The 20712-nt window shown below is 69.0% G+C and carries 22 protein-coding genes; 15 read left to right on the plus strand and 7 right to left on the minus strand.

Annotation, left to right across the window (positions count from 1 at the left end; genetic code table 11):
* Positions 1-180 precede the first annotated feature (180 nt).
* The 12 genes from ACZ5MC_RS01620 (at position 181) to ACZ5MC_RS01675 (ending at position 12424) form a co-directional block, all read left to right on the plus strand.
* Positions 181-1233, plus strand: coding sequence for a complex I subunit 1/NuoH family protein (locus ACZ5MC_RS01620; RefSeq protein ID WP_306598511.1), 1053 nt, complete (start codon positions 181-183; stop codon positions 1231-1233).
* 3 nt (positions 1234-1236) lie between these two features.
* Complete coding sequence (locus ACZ5MC_RS01625; RefSeq protein WP_306598512.1) at positions 1237-1800, plus strand: NuoI/complex I 23 kDa subunit family protein; 564 nt, start codon at positions 1237-1239, stop codon at positions 1798-1800.
* 9 nt (positions 1801-1809) lie between these two features.
* A complete protein-coding gene (locus ACZ5MC_RS01630) occupies positions 1810-2298 on the plus strand; it encodes an NADH-quinone oxidoreductase subunit J family protein (RefSeq protein WP_306598513.1) in 489 nt (162 codons plus the stop codon).
* Positions 2299-2309: 11 nt separating this feature from the next.
* On the plus strand, positions 2310-2630 hold the full coding sequence (gene nuoK, locus ACZ5MC_RS01635; RefSeq protein ID WP_306598514.1) for an NADH-quinone oxidoreductase subunit NuoK: 321 nt from the start codon (positions 2310-2312) through the stop codon (positions 2628-2630).
* A 7-nt stretch (positions 2631-2637) separates the two neighbouring features.
* Positions 2638-4551 carry an NADH-quinone oxidoreductase subunit L gene (gene nuoL / locus ACZ5MC_RS01640; protein WP_464516897.1) on the plus strand — a complete coding sequence of 638 codons (1914 nt, stop codon included), beginning with the start codon at positions 2638-2640 and terminating at the stop codon, positions 4549-4551.
* 7 nt (positions 4552-4558) lie between these two features.
* Positions 4559-6088, plus strand: coding sequence for a complex I subunit 4 family protein (locus ACZ5MC_RS01645; RefSeq protein ID WP_306598516.1), 1530 nt, complete (start codon positions 4559-4561; stop codon positions 6086-6088).
* A complete protein-coding gene (locus ACZ5MC_RS01650) occupies positions 6085-7572 on the plus strand; it encodes an NADH-quinone oxidoreductase subunit N (RefSeq protein WP_306598517.1) in 1488 nt (495 codons plus the stop codon). The genes ACZ5MC_RS01645 and ACZ5MC_RS01650 overlap by 4 nt, the downstream gene beginning before the upstream one ends.
* A gap of 129 nt (positions 7573-7701) precedes the next feature.
* Complete coding sequence (locus tag ACZ5MC_RS01655; RefSeq protein WP_306598518.1) at positions 7702-9195, plus strand: efflux RND transporter periplasmic adaptor subunit; 1494 nt, start codon at positions 7702-7704, stop codon at positions 9193-9195.
* Between the two features lie 34 nt (positions 9196-9229).
* Positions 9230-10456: an ABC transporter permease gene (locus ACZ5MC_RS01660; protein WP_306598519.1), complete on the plus strand. Its 1227-nt coding sequence runs from the start codon at positions 9230-9232 to the stop codon at positions 10454-10456.
* Complete coding sequence (locus ACZ5MC_RS01665) at positions 10449-11678, plus strand: MFS transporter (RefSeq protein WP_306598520.1); 1230 nt, start codon at positions 10449-10451, stop codon at positions 11676-11678. Before ACZ5MC_RS01660 ends, ACZ5MC_RS01665 begins: the two co-directional genes overlap by 8 nt.
* 60 nt (positions 11679-11738) lie before the next feature.
* Entirely contained in the window at positions 11739-12023 is a 285-nt protein-coding gene (locus ACZ5MC_RS01670; RefSeq protein ID WP_306598521.1) for a hypothetical protein, read from the plus strand.
* Positions 12020-12424, plus strand: a complete 405-nt coding sequence (locus ACZ5MC_RS01675; protein ID WP_306598522.1) for a DUF2752 domain-containing protein — start codon at positions 12020-12022, stop codon at positions 12422-12424. Before ACZ5MC_RS01670 ends, ACZ5MC_RS01675 begins: the two co-directional genes overlap by 4 nt.
* Positions 12425-12455: 31 nt before the next feature.
* Here ACZ5MC_RS01675 and tpx read toward each other — a convergent pair whose 3' ends face one another.
* Positions 12456-12956: a thiol peroxidase gene (gene tpx / locus ACZ5MC_RS01680; protein ID WP_306598523.1), complete on the minus strand. Its 501-nt coding sequence runs from the start codon at positions 12954-12956 to the stop codon at positions 12456-12458.
* Between the two features lie 48 nt (positions 12957-13004).
* The gene (locus ACZ5MC_RS01685) at positions 13005-13352 is read right to left on the minus strand and encodes a hypothetical protein (RefSeq protein WP_306598524.1); all 348 of its coding nucleotides are present in this window, start codon (positions 13350-13352) and stop codon (positions 13005-13007) included.
* 57 nt (positions 13353-13409) lie between these two features.
* Here ACZ5MC_RS01685 and mce point away from each other — a divergent pair, with 57 nt between their 5' ends.
* Complete coding sequence (gene mce / locus ACZ5MC_RS01690; protein WP_306598525.1) at positions 13410-13817, plus strand: methylmalonyl-CoA epimerase; 408 nt, start codon at positions 13410-13412, stop codon at positions 13815-13817.
* Here mce and ACZ5MC_RS01695 read toward each other — a convergent pair.
* The gene (locus ACZ5MC_RS01695) at positions 13810-15018 is read right to left on the minus strand and encodes a serine/threonine-protein kinase (RefSeq protein WP_306598526.1); all 1209 of its coding nucleotides are present in this window, start codon (positions 15016-15018) and stop codon (positions 13810-13812) included. The two genes, mce and ACZ5MC_RS01695, sit on opposite strands and share 8 nt — an antisense overlap.
* A gap of 136 nt (positions 15019-15154) precedes the next feature.
* Here ACZ5MC_RS01695 and efp point away from each other — a divergent pair, with 136 nt between their 5' ends.
* Positions 15155-15730: an elongation factor P gene (efp, locus tag ACZ5MC_RS01700; protein ID WP_306598527.1), complete on the plus strand. Its 576-nt coding sequence runs from the start codon at positions 15155-15157 to the stop codon at positions 15728-15730.
* Complete coding sequence (gene rsgA, locus ACZ5MC_RS01705; protein ID WP_306598528.1) at positions 15730-16821, plus strand: ribosome small subunit-dependent GTPase A; 1092 nt, start codon at positions 15730-15732, stop codon at positions 16819-16821. The genes efp and rsgA overlap by 1 nt, the downstream gene beginning before the upstream one ends.
* On the opposite strand, the gene ACZ5MC_RS01710 is transcribed toward rsgA, so the two are convergent.
* From ACZ5MC_RS01710 to ACZ5MC_RS01725, 4 genes are read right to left on the minus strand one after another with little or no spacing between them, the layout of a single operon-like run.
* Complete coding sequence (locus tag ACZ5MC_RS01710; protein ID WP_306598529.1) at positions 16814-17569, minus strand: YiiX/YebB-like N1pC/P60 family cysteine hydrolase; 756 nt, start codon at positions 17567-17569, stop codon at positions 16814-16816. The genes rsgA and ACZ5MC_RS01710 overlap by 8 nt on opposite strands.
* A complete protein-coding gene (gene murI, locus ACZ5MC_RS01715; protein WP_306598530.1) occupies positions 17569-18360 on the minus strand; it encodes a glutamate racemase in 792 nt (263 codons plus the stop codon). Before murI ends, ACZ5MC_RS01710 begins: the two co-directional genes overlap by 1 nt.
* Positions 18357-19223 carry a 50S ribosomal protein L11 methyltransferase gene (locus ACZ5MC_RS01720; RefSeq protein ID WP_306598531.1) on the minus strand — a complete coding sequence of 289 codons (867 nt, stop codon included), beginning with the start codon at positions 19221-19223 and terminating at the stop codon, positions 18357-18359. The genes murI and ACZ5MC_RS01720 overlap by 4 nt, the downstream gene beginning before the upstream one ends.
* A 12-nt stretch (positions 19224-19235) precedes the next feature.
* Complete coding sequence (locus ACZ5MC_RS01725; protein ID WP_306598532.1) at positions 19236-20657, minus strand: sigma-54 interaction domain-containing protein; 1422 nt, start codon at positions 20655-20657, stop codon at positions 19236-19238.
* Between the last annotated feature and the right edge of the window lie 55 nt (positions 20658-20712).

Below are 20712 nucleotides of genomic sequence, written 5' to 3' on the forward strand. Positions count from 1 at the left end.
ACCTCCAGCGACCAGCCTGGAGGACGCGGCCCGCCCCCGCCTTGATCCGGGTCAAGGGACCCTCTTTTTCCTCGCCCGGAACCCGGTATGCTAACAACCACGCCGTTTGTTCTTATATGATCCCCCTGGTAATTTGGAAGAGCCGGGCTTCCCAGTGGAAGCCTGCCGGAAAGCTGCCCGATGGAATTCCTAGCCCGACTCCTGCACCTCCAGCCCCAGACCTTCTGGATGATCGCCAAGGTGATCATCGTCTTCGCGGGTCCCCTGACCCTGGCCGCCATCCTCACCTGGGTGGAGCGCCGGGGCAGCGCCATGATCCAGGACCGCATCGGCCCCAACCGGGCCCTGCTCTTCGGACGCTGGCGCCTCCTGGGCCTGCCCCAGCTGGCCGCGGACGGCATCAAGTTCTTCCTGAAGGAGGACCTGGTCACCACCGACGCCAACAAGCTCCTCTTCTGGCTGGCCCCCTTCATGGCCTTCGTGCCGGCCATGATGGGCTTCGCGGTCATCCCCTTCGGCCGGGCCCTGGTGTCGGGCGGCCAGACCTACCACATGAGCCTCCTGGAGCCCGGCAACGGCATGGGGATGCTCTACCCCCTGGCCATCGGCTCCGTGGCGGTGTACGGCATCCTCACCGCCGCCTGGTCCAGCAACAACAAGTGGTCGATCCTGGGCGGCATGCGCGCCTCGGCCCAGATGGTCAGCTACGAGCTCGCCATGAGCCTGGCGGTGGTGGCCATCTTCCTGCGCACCGGGGGCTACGATCCCCACGAGATCATCAATCACCAGGCCGTCATCTGGAACGTGGTGCCGCAGTTCTTCGGCTTCCTGGTGTTCTTCGTGTGCATGTTCGCCGAGACCAACCGGCTCCCCTTCGACTTCGCCGAGGGCGAGAGCGAGATCGTCGCCGGCTTCCACACCGAGTACGGCTCCATGAAGTTCGCGCTGCTCCAGCTCTCGGAGTACGTGCACATCGTCACGGCCGCCGCCCTCATCGTCACGCTCTACTTCGGCGGCTGGCAGGTGCCCTTCGTGGCCGCGCCTTCCGTCTCGCTCTCCATCGCCGCCTTCGTCCTCAAGCTGGTCTTCTTCTGCTGGGTCTTCATCTGGATCCGGTGGACCGTGCCCCGCTTCCGGTTCGACCAGCTGATGTTCATGGGCTGGAAGGTGATGCTCCCCTTGAGTCTGGGCAATCTCATGGTGCAGGCGTTCCTCATGTACAGGCGGGGTTGAACCATGGCAGTCATCGTCAAGAAGGTCGAACTCACCTGGGTGGACCGCACCTACGTGATCCCCGTGCTCCAGGGCATGGCGATCACCATGAAGCACTTCCTCAAGCAGATCTTCACCCGGAGCCGGGACCGGTTCACGGTCCAGTACCCCGACTGGAAGCGCGAAGTGGGCCCGGGCTACCGCGGCCTCCACGAGCTCAAGCGCTTCGAGGACGGGTCCATCAAGTGCGTGGCCTGCTTCATGTGCGCCGAGGCCTGCCCGGCCCGGTGCATCACCATCGAGGCCGACGCCTACGGCGACCTCAACAAGTCCCAGGGCTTCGACGAGAAGCGTCCCGCGGTCTTCAAGATCGACATGCTCCGGTGCATCTACTGCGGCATGTGCGAGGAGGCCTGCCCCAAGGACGCCATCTGGCTGCGCGGCGACTACGAACAGGCGTCCTACGACCGGCTTTCCATGCAGTTCGGCAAGTGGGACCTCATGAACACCTATGCGGACAAGGACGGCAAGGCCAGGATCACCCAGGATCCCACGCCCTCGGTCCCCCGTAATCCGACCTCGCTGTAGGACCCGCCCATGTTCCTGATATTCGCCCTCATCACCCTGCTCGGCGGGCTCTCCCTGGCCTTCCAGAAGAACCTCGTCGTGGCCGGGCTCTGCATGGTGCTCACCTTCTTCGGGGTGGCGGGCCTGTTCCTGCTGCTGGCCAACCCCGTGGCCGCGGCCCTGCAGGTCATCGTCTACTCCGGCGCCATCGTCGTCCTGCTCCTGTTCGTCATCATGCTCCTGAGCGCCCACGAGGAGGAGGAGGCCCTGAAGGCCCATCCCATCCAGCGCTGGGGCTCGGTCGTGGCCGCCCTGGCCCTGGCGGGCGGGGCCGTGAAGGTGGTGCTGGCCTCCGGCATCCTCCGGTCGCCCCGGCCCGTGGGCGTGCCGCCCCCCATGAACCTCGACGCCCTGGGCAACGCCCTGTTCAACAACCACCTCGCCGCCTTCGAGATCGTCGGGCTGCTGCTCCTGGCGACCATGGTCGGGGCCGTGGTCCTGGTGAAGAGGGACCTGTGATGGAGCCGACCGTGACCACCCTCCTTCAAGGCAGCCTCCAGGGCTACGTCCTGGTGGCCCTGCTGCTCTTCGTCATCGGCTTCTTCATCGTGCTGAGCCGGCGCACCGTCCTGGTCCAGTTCATGGGCGTCGAGCTCATGCTCAACGCCGCCAACATCGCGCTCCTGGCCTTCGCCCGGGCGAGGGGCGGGGACGTGCAGGGCACGGTCTTCTACCTCTTCATCATCGCGGTGGCCGCGTGCGAGGCCGCCGTGGGCCTGGCGCTGGTGGTGGGCCTGTTCCGCCACCGCACCACCACCGACACCGACCGCGCCGACGCGCTCAAGCTGTGAGGGCATGATGCAGAGAATCGCCTGGCTCATCCCCGTCCTGCCCCTCCTGGGCTCCGCCTTCCACGGCCTCCTCGGGAAGAGGGCGGGCAAGGCCGCCGTCACCGCCGTGGCCCTGGGCACCGTGGGCGCCTCCTTCGCCCTGGCCCTGGCCCTCTTCTTCGCCGCCAAGGCCGCCCCCGGGCACCGCCTCGACCTGGTCTACTTCGACTGGATGGCCGTGGGCGACCTGCGGGTTCCCTTCGGCCTCGTCTTCGACCCCCTCAGCTCCGTCATGGCCCTGGTCGTGGCGGGCATCGGCCTGCTGATCCACCTCTACTCCGTGGGCTACATGTGGGAGGAGGAGGGCTACGCCCGGTACTTCTGCTACCTGAACCTGTTCGTCTTCTTCATGCTCACCCTGGTGCTGGGCTCCTCCCTGCCGCTCCTGTTCGTGGGCTGGGAAGGGGTGGGCCTCTGCAGCTACCTGCTCATCGGCTACTACTTCGAGACCGAGCTCGCCTCGGCGGCGGGCCTGAAGGCCTTCCTGTTCAACCGCGTGGGCGACCTGGGCATGATCGTGGGCATGATGGCGCTCTTCGCGGCCTTCGGCACGCTGACCGTGGGCGACATCCTGGGCAGGGCCGGGCACCTGGCCCCCGAGGCCTCCTTCGGCGTGATCACCTTCGCCACGCTGATGATGTTCGTGGGCGCCACCGGCAAGAGCGCCCAGATACCGCTGTACCTTTGGCTGCCCGACGCCATGGCGGGCCCCACCCCCGTCAGCGCCCTCATCCACGCCGCCACCATGGTCACCTCCGGCATCTACCTCATCTGCCGGCTGGCGCCCCTCTACGAGCTGGCCCCCACGACGATGACCATCGTGGCCTGGACGGGCGGCATCACGGCGCTGTTCGCCGCGACCATCGGCCTCTTCCAGCGCGACATCAAGAAGGTGCTGGCCTACTCCACCGTGAGCCAGCTGGGCTACATGTTCCTGGGCCTGGGCGCCGCGGGCTTCGCCGCCGGGTTCTTCCACGTGTTCACCCACGCCTGGTTCAAGGCCCTCCTCTTCCTGGGCGCCGGCAGCGTCATCCACGGCCTGCACCACCAGCAGGACCTCTTCAGGATGGGCGGCCTGAAGGACAGGATGCCCGTGACCTTCTGGACCATGCTCATCGCGACGCTCTGCATCATGGGCTTCCCGGGCACCTCGGGCTTCTTCAGCAAGGACGAGATCCTCTACCTGGCCTTCCTCAAGAGCCCCGCGCTCTACGTCGTCGGCCTCCTGGGCGCCGTGTGCACCGCCTTCTACATGTGGCGCCTCATGGCCTTGACCTTCTGGGGCAAGCCCCGGGACCACCACGCCCATGAGCATGCCCACGAGAGCCCCTGGACCATGACCCTGCCCCTGGCGCTGCTCGCCGCGGGCGCGCTCCTGGCGGGCCTGCTGGGCCTCCCGAAGATCTGGGGCGGGACCTTCGCCATCGAGGGCTGGCTGGAGCCCGCCCTGGCCTTCGGCAAGGCCGAGGCGCCCGGGGCCGCCGAGCACGGCAGCCACGCGCTGGCGTGGGGCCTCATGGCGCTGAGCACCACCCTGGCGCTCGCCAGCGGCCTGGCGGGCTTCCTCATCTACCGCAAGGGCACCGCCTCCGAGGAGGCCTTCGCCGAGCGGAACCCGGCCCTGTACCGCGTGCTCGCCAACAAGTACTTCGTGGACGAGGGCGTGGAGGCGGGCCTCCTCGCCCCGGTGCGCTGGATCGCCAACCTCGCCTGGAAATTCTTCGACGTCATCCTCATCGACGGCGTCGGCGTGAACCTTCCCGGGGCCCTGGCCCGCATCGCCGGCGACTTCACCGCTCGGACCCAGACGGGCCGGGTGCGCAACTACGCTCTGGGCATGGCCTTCGGGACCGTGCTCCTGCTCTGGATCTTCTTGAGGTAGCCGCCCCGTGATCACGCCCTGGATGAACTCCCACCTGCTGACCTTCCTGGTCTTCGCCCCCTTCGCCTGGGGCGCCCTCCTGCTGCTCTTCCCGGAGCGCCAGGCGCCCCTGGTCAAGCTCCTGGCCGTGCTGGGCGCCGCGGGCGTCCTGGCCGTGGCCGCCGCGCAGCTCCTTCGGGGCCAGCCCGACGCCCTGGGGCAGGTGGCCGTCGAACGCTTCCACTGGTTCTCGGCCGTGGGCATCCCGGTGGAGTACCACCTCTCGGCGGACGGCCTCAACCTCTGGCTGGTGATCCTCACCGTCTTCCTGGTGCCGCTGACCATGCTCGGCACCTGGAACAGCCTCCCGAACCGCCCCGGAACCGCCTTCGCGCTGCTGCTGATGCTGGAGTCCGGCATGCTGGGGGCCCTGGTGGCCCAGGACCTGCTGCTGTTCTACCTGTTCTGGGAGGCCATGCTGCTCCCGATGTACTTCCTCATCGGCGTGTGGGGCGGCGCGGAGCGGCGCTACGCGGCCACCAAGTTCCTGCTCTTCACCCTCTCGGGCTCCCTGCTCTGGCTGGTGGCCCTGCTCTACACCGCCGGCAAGGCCGGCAGCTTCGCCCCGGGCGTCATGGCCCAGGCCGTGCAGGCCCTGCCCGGGAAGACCCAGGGCACGCTCTTCATCGCCTTCGCGCTGGCCTTCGCCATCAAGGTTCCGCTCTTCCCCCTCCACACCTGGCTTCCCGACGCCCACACCGAGGCGCCCACGGCGGGCTCGGTGATCCTGGCCGGCGTTCTGCTGAAGCTGGGCTCCTACGGGTTCCTCCGCTTCGCCTTCCCGATCTTCCCGGACGCGGCGCGCCACTTCTCGCTGCTGCTGGCGGGCCTGTCGGTGGCCGCCATCATCTACGGCGCCCTGGTGGCCATGGTGCAGACCGACATCAAGAAACTGGTGGCCTACTCCTCCGTCAGCCACATGGGCTTCGTGATGCTGGGCATCGCCTCCATGACCGTCATCGGCACCCAGGGGGCCATGCTCCAGATGCTCAACCACGGCATCTCCACGGGCGCCCTCTTCATCCTGGTGGGCATGCTCTACGACCGGGCCCATACCCGGCGCATCGCCGACTTCGGCGGAGTTGCGCTGAAGATGCCCGTCTTCACGGCGTTCTTCATGATCGTGACGCTCAGCAGCATCGGCCTCCCGCTCACCAACGGCTTCGCCGGGGAGTTCCTCATCCTCAACGGCACGTACCTGTCGGGCTTCCACTGGGGCAAGGCCGCGGCCGTGGTCGCGACCCTGGGCGTGCTGCTCAGCGCGGCCTACATGCTCTGGATGGTCAAGCGCGTCTTCTGGGGACCGGCCAACCCGGATCCCGAAAGCGGCACGGCCCACCTCCACGCGGACCTGAACCTGCGCGAGGTGGCGGTCCTGCTGCCGCTGGTGGTCCTGATCTTCTGGATGGGCATCCATCCCGAGACCTTCCTCGGCCAGTCCGAAGCCCACGTGTCCCGGGCCCTCCTCCAGACCGCCGGTGGCGAGGTGAAGCGATGATGATCACCGCGAGCGAACTCTCCGCCATCCTGCCGCTCCTCATCCCGGCCCTGGGGGCGTGCCTCCTGCCGCTGGCCGCGCTGGACAAGGACCAGGCCACGGTCAAGTGGGTCCGGGGCGCCATGTTCTTCATGGCCCTTTTCTGCCTGGCCGGGGGTTTCTTCTACATCACCCGCCTGTGGGCCACCGGGGCGCAGCCGGCCTACGGCGCCATCCACATGGACCGCCTGGCGCAGTTCGCCGGGATCTTCGTGCTGGTGGCCGCGGCCCTGGCCGTGCTCCAGCTGTGGGACCACCTCCACCAGGAGGGCTGGGTGAAGGGGGAGACCCTGAGCCTGCTCCTCTTCTCCGCGGTGGGCATGATCCTCTTCGTGGCCGCCTCGAACCTCATCCTGCTGTTCCTGGGACTGGAACTGCTCTCCCTGCCCCTGTACGCCCTCACCGCCACGGTGCGGACCCGCGCCAAGGCCTTCGAGGGAGGCATGAAGTACTTCATCACCGGGGCCGTGGCCGCCTCCAGCTTCCTCATGGGCTCGGTGCTCCTGTACGGCGTCACGGGCTCCCTGGAGATCGTCGCCGTGGGCCAGGCCCTGGCCTCCCGCACCCCCGACGCCATCGCCCTGACCGGGGCCGCCCTCCTCATGATGGGCTTCCTCTTCAAGGTCAGCTCCGTGCCCTTCCACCAGTGGACGCCGGACGTGTACGAGGCCGCTCCCCATCCCATCTCCGGCTTCATGTCCGTGGCCACCAAGGGCGTGGCCATCCTGGCCCTCCTGCGGGTGCTGGGCGCCGGCATCCCGGCGCCCGGTTCCCTGCGCATCCAGGCCGCCCTGGCCGTGGTGGCCATCCTCACCCTCGTGGTGGGCAACCTGGCCGCCCTGGCCCAGAACAACATCAAGCGGATGCTGGCCTATTCCAGCATCAGCCACGCCGGCTACATCCTCCTGGGCCTGGTGGCCGGCACCCCCGCCGCCTATGGCGGAATCATCTTCTACCTCGTGTCCTACCTCGTCATGAACATGGGCGCCTTCGGCATCCTCACCTGCCTGGGCCTGGTGGGCGACAAGACCACCTTCGACGACGTGAAGGGGATGGGCTGGAAGCGGCCCGACCTGGCCATCGCGGCGAGCCTGTGCCTCTTCGGTCTGGCGGGCATCCCCCCCATGGCCGGCTTCTACGGCAAGTACATGATTTTCAAGGAATTGATTCTCCAGGGGCATGTCGCCATGGCGGTGACCGGCGTCCTGGCCAGCCTGGTGTCCGTGTACTACTACTTCCGCCTTCCCGTGGCCCTGTTCCTGGAAAAGCCCACCGAGAAGGCCGAACGGGAGGCCTCGGAGCGCCCAGCCCTGCGGGCCCCCCTGGCCGGGGCCGCGGTGCTGGTGTGCGGGATCCTGGTGGTGGTCATCGGACTCTTCCCCGGGACCCTCTACACGGCCTTCGCATGGCGGGTGGTGACGGACACATTCCCCTTCCTGCGCTGAGAGGGCCTCCCCTTTTGCAGACACCCTCTGAGATCCGGTCACAATTCGGCCTTCGGGCTCAACCTTTTTGCCGATCCGTGCCTCACATGGCAAGGTAGAGGTATCTGAACCCTTGGCTTCGAGGTAATCATGAGTCGAAAAGTCTGGATCGTCACCGCTGTGGCCGTGGTCCTGGTGGGCGCCGGCGCCGCCTACCTCATCAAGGGCCCCAAGGAAGAGATCAAGTGGCGCACGGCCAAGGTCGACAAGGGCGGCATCACGGCCCGCATCAGCGCCACCGGGACCCTGAACGCCCTCATCCAGGTGCCGGTGGGCACCCAGGTCTCGGGCGTCGTCACGGGCATCTACGCCGACTTCAACAGCCTCGTCAAGAAGGGCCAGGTCATCGGGAAGATCGACGAGACGCCCTGGCTCACCCAGATCCAGGACGCCCAGGCCACCCTGGACCGCTGCAAGGCCTCGCTCCTCAACGCCCAGATCGACTACAAGCGCAACAAGCAGCTCCACGAGCAGAAGCTCCTGTCGGACGCCGACCTGGACGCCAAGGAGCTGGTCCTGAAGACCGCCCAGGGCAACCTGGATTCCGCCAAGGCCGGCGTGGTCCGCGCCAAGACGAACCTGGACTACTGCACCCTCCGGGCGCCGGTGGACGGCGTCGTGGTGAACCGCCTGGTGGACGTGGGCCAGACCGTGGCGGCCAGCTTCAGCACCCCCAACATGTTCACCATCGCCCAGGACCTGTCCAAGATGAAGGTCCAGGCCGCCATCGACGAGGCCGACATCGGCCAGGTGCAGGTCGGGCAGCGGGCCTTCTTCACCGTGGACAGCTATCCCGACAAGCAGTTCCGGGGGGTGGTGAGCCAGGTGCAGCTCAATCCCGTGGTCAACCAGAACGTGGTCACCTACCTGGTGGTCATGGAAGTGAACAACGAACCCCGCAACGCGGCCCCCGAGGGGCTCAAGCGGGAAGGCGGGGATAGGGCGGGCGGCCAGCAGGGCCCGCGTGGGGGCGCTCCCTCCCCTGCTGGCTGGCATGGCGCCGAGGGGCGTCCCGGCGGCATGCGCCAGGAAGGCGGCCATGCTCGTCCTGCCGGCAAGCCGGTCCTCATGGGCAAACCCCAGACGGCCGACCTCGAATCCAGCACGGCCCGCTACATCCTGCCGGGCAGCCCGGTCTACCGGGGCGATCTGGCCCTGTTCCCGGGCATGACGGCCAACTGCACCATCGTCACCAAGGAGCGGGACCAGGTCCTGCGGGTGCCCAGCGCGGCCCTGCGGTTCAACCCCGCGGCCTTCCTCAAGGACGCGGCGCCCAAGACCCCGGGCGCCGGCCCGGCAGCCGGTCAGCAGGCCGGTGGCCAGCAGCGCCCCGGCGGCGGTGGCGCCCGTCCGGGCGGTTCCGGCAAGGGCATGGTGTCCCGCCGGGAGGACCGGGTCTGGATCCTGGTGGACGGCAAGCCCAAGGCCCTGCCCGTGAAGGTGGGGGCCAGCGACGGCATGTTCACCGAGGTCAGCGGCGAAGGCGTCACGGAGGGGATCGTGGTGCTCACCGGCGTCGAGGACCTGAAGAAGTCGGCGCAGACCGCCGCTCCCATCGGCGCTCCCGGCGGCATGCGCCGCTGATGCGGCGCAGCCCCATCCTTCCGGAGACCCGGTCATGAACGTTCTCGACTTCATCAAGCTGGCGCTGTTCGCCATCACCCGGAACAAGACCCGGGCCTTCCTCACCATGCTCGGCATCATCATCGGCGTGGGCGCGGTCATCGCCATGATCGGCATCGGCCAGGGGTCCAAGAAGGCCTCCATCGACATCATCCAGAACATGGGCTCCAACATGCTGACCATCTTCAACGGCGGCGGCAGCTCCAACAGCGCCCGGGGCCCCATGGGCATGGGCTCGGTCCCGATCCTCCTGGAGGAGGACGCCGGGCTCATCGAGCGGGACCTCTCCGGTTCGACCGTGGTCGCGGCCACGCCGCAGGTGCGGGCCAACCGCGCCATCATCTACCAGAACAACAACACGGTCTCCACCGTGCAGGGATCGGGCGTCCAGTTCATCCAGATCCGGGGCTGGGAGGTGCAGCAGGGGCGGTTCTTCACGGAACAGGAAACCAAGGGGCAGGCCAAGGTCTGCGTCCTGGGCACCACCGTGCGCGACACGCTCTTCCCCAACGGCGAGGAGCCCATCGGCAAGATCATCCGCATCGCCGCGCTGCCTTTCGAGGTCGTCGGCATCCTGGAGTCCAAGGGCGCCGGCATGATGGGCGACCAGGACGACATCGTGGTCGCCCCCTACACGACGGTCATGCACAAGATCGTCGGGACCGACCGCATCCAGAACATCCTCGTGAGTGCGCAGGAGGGCAAGGCGGACCTGGCCGAGATGGAGATCACCGCGCTCCTGCGCCAGCGCCTGCGCCTGACGCCCAAGGACGAGAACCCCTTCATGATCCGCAAGCAGGACGACTGGGTGAAGATGCAGGACCAGCAGGCCAGCGTCCTCACCACCTTCCTGGCCATGGCCGCGAGCATCTCCCTCATCGTGGGCGGCATCGGCATCTCGAACATCATGCTCGTGAGCGTCACCGAGCGCACGCGGGAGATCGGCGTGCGCCGGGCCCTGGGCGCGACCCGCCACAGCGTGCTCATGCAGTTCCTCACCGAGGCCGTGGTGCTGTCCATCCTGGGCGGCCTCCTGGGGGTGGCCATCGCCTACCTGATCATCTGGATCCTCAAGTTCACCGCGGTCCTCCCGGCCGTGGCCGAGCCCTGGGCCGTGGCCCTGGGCCTGGGCTTCTCGGGGGTGGTGGGCATCGTCGCCGGGTTCCTCCCGGCGCTGAAGGCCGCGAACCTGAACGTGATCGACGCGCTCAGATATGAGTAGTGATCCGGGCCATGATGCCTACCAGTCCCTGCGGTACCCCGAGTACCGCTGGTTCCTGGGGGGGATCTTCGCGTTCACGGTGGCCACGCAGATCCAGACCCTGGCCATGGCCTGGCAGGTGTACCACATCACCCACGACCCCCTGTCCCTGGGCCTCATCGGCCTGGCGGAGGCGATCCCCTTCCTGACCCTCACCCTGGTGGGCGGCTGGGCCGCGGACCGCAGGGACCGGAGGACGCTTTCCCTCCTGTCCATGGCCGTCATGCTCACGGGAGGGCTCCTGCTCCTGGCCATGAACACGGGCAGGGTCCCCCAGGCTGCCTGGCCCTTCTATGCCATCCAGGCCCTGGCCGGCCTGGGCCGCGCCTTCTTCCGGCCCGCCTCCCAGGCGCTGGCGACGGAACTGGTGCCCCGGGAGGCCTACCAGAACGCCGCGACCTGGCGCAGCTCCTCCTTCCAGCTCGCGCAGGTCACGGGGCCCGCGTTCGGCGGGCTCCTGTACAGCTTCGGGAGCGCCGCGCTGGCCTACCAGGTGGAGGTCCTGCTGATGGGCCTGGCCCTCGTCATGATCCTCCAGGTGCTGCCCCACCCCCGCACGCCGTCCAAGACGCCCATCCTCCAGAACCTGGGCGAAGGGGTGACGTTCGTGTTCACCCACAACCTCGTGCTGGGCGCCCTGAGCCTGGACCTCTTCGCGGTGCTCTTCGGCGGCGCCGTGGCCATGCTGCCGGTCTTCGCGGCCGAAATCCTCCGGGTCGGCCCCCAGGGCCTGGGGGTCCTCCGGGCCGCGCCCGCCGTGGGTTCCGTGGCCATGGGCTTCTGGCAGGCCCACCATCCGCCCCGCAACCACGCCGGCACGATCCTGCTCATCTGCGTGGGCTGCTTCGGGTTGTGCTGGATCGGCTTCGCGCTCTCCAGCGTGTTCTGGGTCTCCCTGATCCTCCTGGCCGCCAGCGGCGCCATGGACAGCGTGAGCATGGTGCTTCGCGGAACCCTGGTGCAGACCCGCACCCCGCCCGAGATGATGGGCCGGGTCCAGGCCGTCAACGGCTTCTTCATCGGCTCCAGCAACGAGCTGGGCAGCTTCGAGTCCGGCCTCGCCGCGCGCCTCTTGGGCGTGGTGCCCTCCGTGGTGTTCGGGGGCCTGATGACCCTGGGCGTCGTGGGGGCCATCGCCTGGAGGGTTCCCGAGCTCCGCCGCCTCAAGCGCATCGCCGGCTGAAGGGATTGATCGCGCCGGCTCCCGCGGCCACCATGGGGTAGTCCCCTTCCCGGAGCCCGCATGAACGAGTACGCCCCCCAGGGCCCCAGGCCGCACCGCGGCGGCATGATCCTCGCCTTCGGCATCGTCGGCTTCCTCTGCTGCTTCGTCTTCGCCATCCTCGCCTGGGTCATGGGCGGTTCCGACCTCAAGGAGATGGCCGCGGGCCGCATGGACCGCTCCGGAGAGGGACAGACCAGGGCCGGGTGGATCCTGGGCATCATCGCGACCATCCTCGGCATCCTCGGGCTCCTGGGCGTGATCGCCGCCATCGCAATCCCGTTCCTCCTCAGTCACCGGATGTGAGGCTCGAGCCCGCCCCCAGGTTCCCCCGGGTCCCGGTCTGGGCCCTGGCCGCGGCCCTGGCATTCTCCGCCCTGGCCGGGGTCGAGGCGCTCCTGGAACGGCATTGGGGGGTGGAGGTGGCCACCTGCATGTTCAAGCGCCTCACGGGCCATCCGTGCCCCACCTGCGGCGCCACCCGGGGGGCGCTGGCGCTGCTGAACGGGCATCCCTGGCGGGCCTTCCTCTGGAACCCCCTGCTGATGACCGCGGGTTTGGCCGCGGTGGCGTGGTTCGCCTTCAGGGCCGCCACGGGCCTGACCCCGCGCTTCGAATGGACCCGGACGGAGCGCAGGCTGGCCTTGTGCGGCCTCGCCGCCGCCGTCCTGGCCAACTGGGCCTACCTGATCCACAGGGGAATCTGACAAGCCCTCTTTCCTCGGGGAACCTCGGCCCCTAGTTCAGCACCTTGAGCGCGGCCTCGTAGTTGGGCTCCTGGGCGATCTCGGGGACCAGTTCCGTGTGGACCACCTTCCCCGTCTCGTCCAGCACCACCACGGCGCGGGCCAGCAGACCGCGCAGGGGGCCGTCGATGAGGGTCACGCCGTACGCCTTGCCGAATTCGGGGGTCCGGAAGGCGGAGGCGGGGACGACGTTGTCCAGGCCTTCCGCGGCGCAGAAGCGGCCGGCGGCGAAGGGCAGGTCCACGGACACGCACAGGACCACCGTGTTGGCGGCCTTGGAGGCCTGGGCGTTGAAGGTGCGGACCGAGGTGGCGCAGGTGGGCGTGTCGATGCTCGGGAAGATGTTCAGGACCACCCGCTGGCCCTTGAAGTCCGCCAGGGAGACCTCGGAGAGGTCCTTGCGCGTCAGCGTGAAGGTCGGGGCGGGGTTGCCGGCCTTGGGCAGGTCGCCGACGGTGTGGATGGGGTTCCCTTTGAGGGTGATCTGGGCCATGGTGTCTCCTTGCGGGCCGAAAAGCCCATGCCCCATTATCACTCCTTTTTAATATCCCAACCCCATCGGATATATTCTCTGGGCGACATTCCCCCCGGATCGGATGGTGTTCGTGTCCATCCAGGGGGCCGCCGGGATGTCGGCGGGGTTGGGCATCTTCACGCTGAAAAGGCGCATCCTCCCCTCCAGGATCCGGATGCCGGTGGACACCCTGGGCAGGGGGAGGGCGTATTCCCCCTCCACCACCACCACCGCCTGGCCCACCTCGGCCAGGGACCACTTCACGAACGCCGCCACGTCCGCGGCCACGGGCAGGGGCTTGCGCAGGCCCTGGACGGCGGGGAGGGTGGGCCCGGGGGAGGGGGTCAGGGCAAGGGCGAGGAGCACGGGGAGCATGTATCCAGAATGCGGCCGCGGGCCTCCGGGTTCCCGTAAACTGGGTCAGGAGGCACTATGCAAATTCTTCGCATCAACCACCTGGGCATCGCGTCCCCCACCCTGGACGAGGCCATGGGCCGCATGGGCAGGCTCTTCGGCATGGAGGCCGACCACGTGGAGGAGGTCGCCGAACAGCGCGTGCGCACCGCCTTCTTCCCCGTGGGCCCCAGCACGCTGGAGTACCTGGAGTCCACCGACCCCGAGGGGCCCGTGGGCAAGTTCCTCGAGAAGAAGGGGCCCGGCATCCACCATGTGGCTTTCGAGGTGGACGATGTGGAGGCTGCCGTGAAGGAACTCCTGGCCAAGGGGGTGCGCATGATCGACAAGGAGCCCCGGGCCGGAGCCCACGGCTGCAGGATCGCCTTCATCCACCCGGCGGAGACGGGGGGGGTCCTCATGGAGCTCTGCCAATCGCCTAGGTAGGGGGCGCCGAGCTGTTCACGAGGCGGTAGAGCCACCAGATCAGCTGGCCCGCCACCAGGATGGCGATGAACCACTTGACCATGGTCAGGGGCGTCACCTCGTCTGCGCCCTGCCGGCGGTCCGGGCCCTGCCCGTGGCCGGGGGGGCGCGTGCTCGTGGGAGATTCGGTCTCCAGCTCGATCTTGACGGGGCTGGGGAGCGTGTAGGAGGGGATGGGGCGCACCGGGGTGGCCCGCACGCCGCCCAGGCCCGCGGTGGTCCTGCCGGTGGAGGTGGCGCTCGAAGGGGGCTCGGGGGGGATGGCGGACGAGGGGCGCAGGCGCCGGAGAGGCACGATGTCCCCGGCGTGGTCGTCGTGGCGGAACAGCTCGTTGACCCGGGCGCGGCAATTGGAATCCAGGGGGTAGGCGTCCACGAGGGGCAGCAGGAAGTCCATGAGGGAGCCGGGGCGCTCCTCGGGGTCCTGGGACAGCGCCTGGCGGAAGACCTTGGTCATGTCGCCGGACATTCCGGCGGGGAAGACCGGCGGCTCCGTCAGGATGTGGGTGATGACCGCGGCCACGTTGGTGCCCGGGTGCGGCAACTGGCCCGTGAGCAGCTCGAACGAGGTCACGGCGAACGCGTACCGGTCCGAGCTGGGGGTGGGGTCGCCGCCCCGCAGCAATTCGGGGGCGCTGTAGGCCGGCGAGCCCAGGAACTCGCCGGCGTTGGTGAGGCGCGGGGCCATGGTCTTGGCGATGCCGAAGTCCATGAGCTTGACCCGGCCGTCCTCGGCCACGAGGATGTTGTCGGGCTTGACGTCCCGGTGGACGATGGCGTGGCGGTGGGCCGCGCGCAGGGCCCGCATGGCCTGGATGAGGATCCCGAACTTGGTCTCGAGTTCCAGCGAATTGTCCCGGATGAACTTGCCCAGGCTGTTGCCCTCGACGTACTCCATGGCGATGAAGGGGCCCATGGCGGGCTCGTCGCCCACGTCGTACACCGTGACGATGTTGGGGTGGTTCAGCTGGGCGGAGATCTCGGCCTCGCGCTTGAAGCGCTCCAGGGCCTGCTCCCGCTCCTCGCCGGCGGCGCGGACCACCTTCAGGGCCAGGCGGCGCTTCAGGAGGGGGTCCTCCGCGAGGTAGACCACGCCCATGGCGCCCTGGCCAATGGCCCGTTTGACCAGATACCGGCCTATGCTCTTTGGAAGATCCGCCATTACGTTGTTCCTGCCCCCCATGATACAGGAATTGGGGGTTTTGCCCGGATCATGGCACTATTTCCCCTTGAGCGGTCTCCGGGACGGGTCTGTCGACGGGGGCGCCAATGTGAAATTCTTTATCCCCGAGGAAGCCATGGCCAGCCTGATCGAAGCGATCGCCGTAAAACGAAAGATGTTCTTCGAATTCGAGGACACCCCCTTCCACTGCCTGGACGTGGAGATCTCCACCCCCACGGCCCGCGGCGGCCAGACCCTGGTGCGCCTCAAGATGCGCAACCTCCTCACCCGCGCGGTCTTCGACAAGACCTTCAAGGCCGGCGACAAGTTCAAGGAGCCCGACCTCCAGATGGTGCAGGCCTCCTACCTCTACTCCGACGGGGACGGATCCCACTTCATGGACCAGGAGTCCTTCGAGACCCTGACCCTGGATGACGAGATGCGGGGCGACGCCCTGGACTTCCTGGTGGAGGGCGCCATCATCCAGATCCAGAAGTACAACGGCAATCCCATCGGCCTCCAGATGCCCACCCACGTGGAGCTTTCGGTCACCTACACCGAGCCCGGCGCCCGGGGGGACACGGCCAGCGGCAACGTCCTCAAGCCCGCCAAGCTGGAGACGGGCATCGAGATCAAGGTGCCCCTCTTCATCAAGGAGGGCGAGAAGGTCAAGGTGGCCGTGGAGACCCGGGAGTTCGCGGGGCGGGCCTGATGGGACGCAAGTACCGCCTGGGCCAGAGCCGGGACGCCCACGACCTGGACAGCCCCGACGCCTACGCGCGGGAGGGCAAGGCCCAGAGCAAGCGCCGCCAGCAGTCCGCCGAGCGCCTGACCACCGAGGCGGAATCCCACGATTCCGACTCCATGCTCCTGCTGCCCGACGCGGCCCCCTGGGCCCACCTGGAGGCCGCCACGCTGGTGTGGCGCCACAGCCAGATCGTGGACCTGGAGCTGGACGACCGCACGCCCATCCGCGCCACCCTGGCCGGCAAGCTCAAGGGGGTGAAGCTGGTGGTGGGCGACCGGGTGCGCTTCTCCCCGGTGCCCCTGGAGGCCCAGGACCCGGACCTCCCCCAGGTGCAGGTGGTGGCCGTGCTGCCCCGGCGCACGCTCCTCAAGCGCGGCGGCATCGACGACCGGGAGCCCTGGCAGCTCATCTGCGCCAACGCGGAGGAGCTCTGGGTGTGCGCGGCGGTGGTCGATCCGCCCCTGCGCCCGGGCCTCCTGGAGCGGGCCCAGACGCTGGCCCTGGCCTCGGGCCTGGGCTTCCGCATCATCGTCACCAAGCGGGACCGGGCCTCCAGCAAGGACACCCTCCCCGAACTGGACCCCCTGCGGGCCCAGAACCTGCCCATTATCGAGACCAGCGCCGTGACGGGCGCGGGCCTCCCGGAACTGGCCGGGCTCCTCAAGGGCCGCACGGTGGCCCTGGTGGGCCACAGCGGCGTGGGCAAGAGCACCCTCATCAACGCCCTGGCCCCCGGCCTCAACCAGCGCACGGGGGACATGAGCCGCTACGGCACCGGCCGCCAGACCACCACCGGCGCGCGGTGGCTGCCCTGCGCCACCGGCGGCACCCTCATCGACACCCCGGGCATCCGGAACCTGAGCGTGCGCGGCTTCCCGCGCACCCTGCTCCCGGCCATCTTTCCCGAATTCCCCCCGGAGTGGATCGAGGATCCCATGGCCCTGGACCCCGAGGACGAGGCCCTCGGCCTGGACTACCCGGAGCGGCTCCTGAGCATGCAGCGGCTGTGGCTGGAGATGGACGAGCGCAACCCGAACCAGAACGTCTTCAGGTGAGGTCCCAGGGGGCCGCGGTCTCCAGCAGGGGCCGCGGGGGCCCGAACTTGAGGATCTGGAAGTTGGCCGACAGGTCGAAGTCCCGGGGCATGATGTAGCTGGGGTGGCGGACCTGGGGCCCCGCGCCTTCGCCCAGGGGCGGCTGGATGGTGATGCCGGCGCGGTAGAAGGCCTTGGCGATGAGCGCCGAGCAGATCACCTCGCGGCTGCTGGAGCTGCCCAGGTAGAGGCTGCGCGGCCGGAAGCGCCGGGGCACGAGATGGAAGGGGAAGAGGTACCGGGCCAGGTCGAAGATGTTGCGCTGGTCGTAGCGCACGCCCAGGTGTGTCAGCAGCTCCATCATCACGCGGTCCAGGCTCCCGGGACGCAGTCCCTGGGGCCGGCAGACGCGGAGGTTGCAGTCCAGGTACATGGCCAGGGGCACGACCCGCACGCCGTCCTTCAGGTCGCTCTCGATGAGGAGGCGCGCGGCCTCCGGGCCGTACCGGTCCAGGGCCCGGTCCGCCTCGGGTCCGCCCCAGCGCAGGAGGGCGTCCCCGATGTACATCGTGGCGTGGCTCCAGGAGCTCTGGGTGAGGTACTTGATGATCTGGCTGATGCGGGTGTCGCCCTCCACCAGGATCACGTCCCCGGGCCGCAGCACGGCGCGCAGCAGCTCCGGGTCGTTGGGGACCCGGCGCTGGTAGCTGGACACGGTGCCCGTGAGGTACTCGACCAGGGCGCGGGACAGGGAGTCCTGGAGGAGCATCAGAGCTCCACGAGCTCCACGGAGTCCAGAGGCTCGCCCAGGAAGCGCTCACCGACCTCCTGGAGGCGGGTGCCGGCGTCCGTGAGCAGGATCCTCAGGTCGCCCCGGGCGCTGGCGGTGCGGAAGCCCAGGGAGCCCCGCAGGAGGTCCTCGACCGCCTTCGCCGCGAGCTCGCCGCTGTCCAGCCAGGTGGTGTCCGGGCGGGTGCGGTTCAGGCTGGGCAGCAGGGTGGGGTAGTGGGTGCAGCCCAGGACGATGGTGCGCACCTCGAAGGGTATCTGGTTCAGGTAGCGGCGGCAGATGGCGTCGGTGATGGGGTCGTCCAGCCAGCCCTCCTCCGCGAAGCCCACCAGGAGGGGGCAGGGCAGGCTGTGGATGACGGCCTGGGGGTTCCGTCGGCGGATGGCGTCGTCGTAGGCGCCGGACTGGATCGTGGCCAGGGTGCCGATGACGCCCACGGGCCCCTTGGCCAGGCTCGCGGCCTCCGCCCCCGGCTCGATCACGCCGATGACGGGGCAGGGCGCGGCGGCCTGCAGCGCCCCGAGGCCGTGGGCCGAGGCGGTGTTGCAGGCGATGACCATGAGCTTGGGCTTGTGGCGGCCCAGGATCGTCCCGGCCTGCAGGGCATAGCGCTCGATGGTGGCGTGGGACTTGTTGCCGTACGGCACCCGGGCGGTGTCGCCCAGGTACACGATGGACTCCTCGGGCAGGAGCCTGCGCAGCGCGCGCACCACCGTCAGCCCCCCGATGCCGGAGTCGAAGACCCCGATGGGCTGGTCCTGACGGTTCATGGGAGCTTCTCCGCCAGGATGGCCACCCAGGCGCCCTCGGTGGTCACCTTCAGGGGCCGGAAGCCGTAGGCCGCGAGGCTGATGAGGGCCTCGTCCTGGCGCTCGGCCAGGATGCCCGAGGCCACCAGCAGGGCTCCCGGCGCGGCGATGGAGGCCATGCGGGGCAGCAGGTCCTGGATGGTCTCCAGGAGGATGTTGGCGAGGAGGGTGTTCCAGGGGCCGTCGGCCCTGGGGTCGTCCAGGAGGCCCACGTAGTGGGTGAAGGGGCGCGCGCCGCCCAGGACGGCCTCGTTCAGGACCATGAACTCGTCCATGGCCGGGCCGCAGTCGGGGTCGTTGTCCAGGGCCGCGATGCGCCGGGCCCCGCAGAGCCAGGCGGTCAGCGCCAGGATGCCCGTGCCCGCGCCGATGTCCAGCACCGGGTCCTGGAGCCGGCCCGCCGCGGCCAGCTCCTCGAGGTGGGCCATGCACAGGCGGGTGGTCTCGTGGCCGCCGGTGCCGAAGGCGAGGCCCGGGTTCACGACGATGGGGGTGCGGCCGCCGGGAGCCGGGCTGGCGTCCCAAAGCGGGCGGATGTAGAAGCCCTGGCCGACCTCGATGGGGCCGAAGCCCTCCCGGCTCTTGGCCAGCCAGTCCTCGTCCTCGAAGCGCTCCTCGCGGAGCAGGCGCGCGCCGAAGGCGGCCAGGCCTCCGGCGTCGGGAGGGGTCAGGCCCGGAGGGAAATAGGCGAAGAAGGTGTGGGGGGGGTCCGCCTCGCGGTAGGTGGCGGTGGCGCCCCCTTCGGTGAGCCAGTCGCCCAGGCGGTCCTCCGCGGCCCCCGGTACCTCGAGCAGCCAGCGGGTGTGGGGAGATGCATGATCCATCCGACTAGGTTATCAGGCCTCGGCACCGTCCGGCGCGACGTCCTCCAGGTCCAGCCGCTTCATCTTTTCCAGGAACGTGGTCCGCTTGAGGCCCAGGAGCTCGGCCGCGCGCTTCTTGTTGCCCCGCGTCACCTGGAGGCTCTGGAGCATGAGCTTCTTCTCCACGTCCGAGACCACCTGGTTGAGGTCGACCCCCTCGGCGGGCAGGTCCATGGACTGCGCGGCCGACACCACGCCGGAAGGCGCGTAGGACTCCATGGGGGGCAGGGACTGGACGATCTCCCGGCCTTCGGGGATGCGGTCCGCCAGGAACGTGAAGTCCTCCCGCGTGAGCACGGGGCGCCCCGCGGAGAGCACGATGGCCCGCTCCACGGCGTTCTCAAGCTGGCGCACGTTGCCGCTCCAGGGCATGGCCATGAGCAGGGAATCCACCGAAGGGTGGATGGCCTTGGGATAGAGGCCGTGCTCCCGGGCCTTGCGGTTGAGGAAATGCTGGGCGAGGAAGGGGATCTCCTCCCGGCGCGCGCGCAGCGGGGGCAGGGTGATGGGCACCACTTCCAGGCGGTAGAAGAGGTCCTCCCGGAAGGAGCCCTCCTGCACCCGCTGCCACAGGTCGGAGTTGGTGGCCGCCACCACGCGCACGTCCACCTTCACGGGGCCTCCGCCGCCCAGGGGCTGCACTTCCCGTTCCTGGAGGACCCGCAGCAGGCGCACCTGGGCGCCCAGGGGCATGGTGCTCACCTCGTCCAGGAAGATGGTGCCGCCCGTGGCTTCCCGGAACTTGCCGGGGGCGTCCTTGCGGGCGTCGGTGAAGGCGCCCTTGGTGTAGCCGAAGAGCTCGGACTCGATGAGGTTGTCCGGGATGGCGCCGCAGTGCACGGGCACGAAGGGCAGGTCGGCCTGCGCGCTCATGGAGTGGATGGCCCGGGCGATGATCTCCTTGCCGGTGCCGCTCTCCCCTTGGAGGAGCACCGTGGCGCGGGTGGCCGAGGCGGCCTTGGCCTTGGCCAGCACCTCCTGCATGGCCGCGCCGATGCCCACCAGGCCGAGCGCGAGGGCCTGGGTGACCGTGAGGTTGAGCGGAGGCAGGGTGGCCGGGCGCAGCCCCGGCACCGGAGGAAGGTCCTGCATGGGCCCCCAGCGCACCGAGCCCAGGGCGCTCCAATGGAACAGCGAAGGGGCTTGCACGCCGTCGGTCCCGGGCGGGAGCAGGAGGAGGATGGGCAGCGCCCCCGCCTCCGCGCCGGCCCTCACCAGGGCGGGCGGCGGTTCCGGGGCGGAGGCCGTGATGACCCACAGATCGGTCTCCCGGGGCGGCAGGGCCGGCGCGCCTGCGCGGTCCAGCGTGATTTCCCATGCGCCGGCCCAGCGGTTCTCGAGCCCCAGGGTGGGCTCGCCGAGCGTGGACCAGTGGAGGCGGGGGAGTGGGGTCATCAGGACTTTCTGAGTTGTAAATAGCCTAGATGGTGTGGGAAAAGGGTCAAGTCAA

This window comes from Mesoterricola sp. JemC181, from assembly GCF_055384585.1.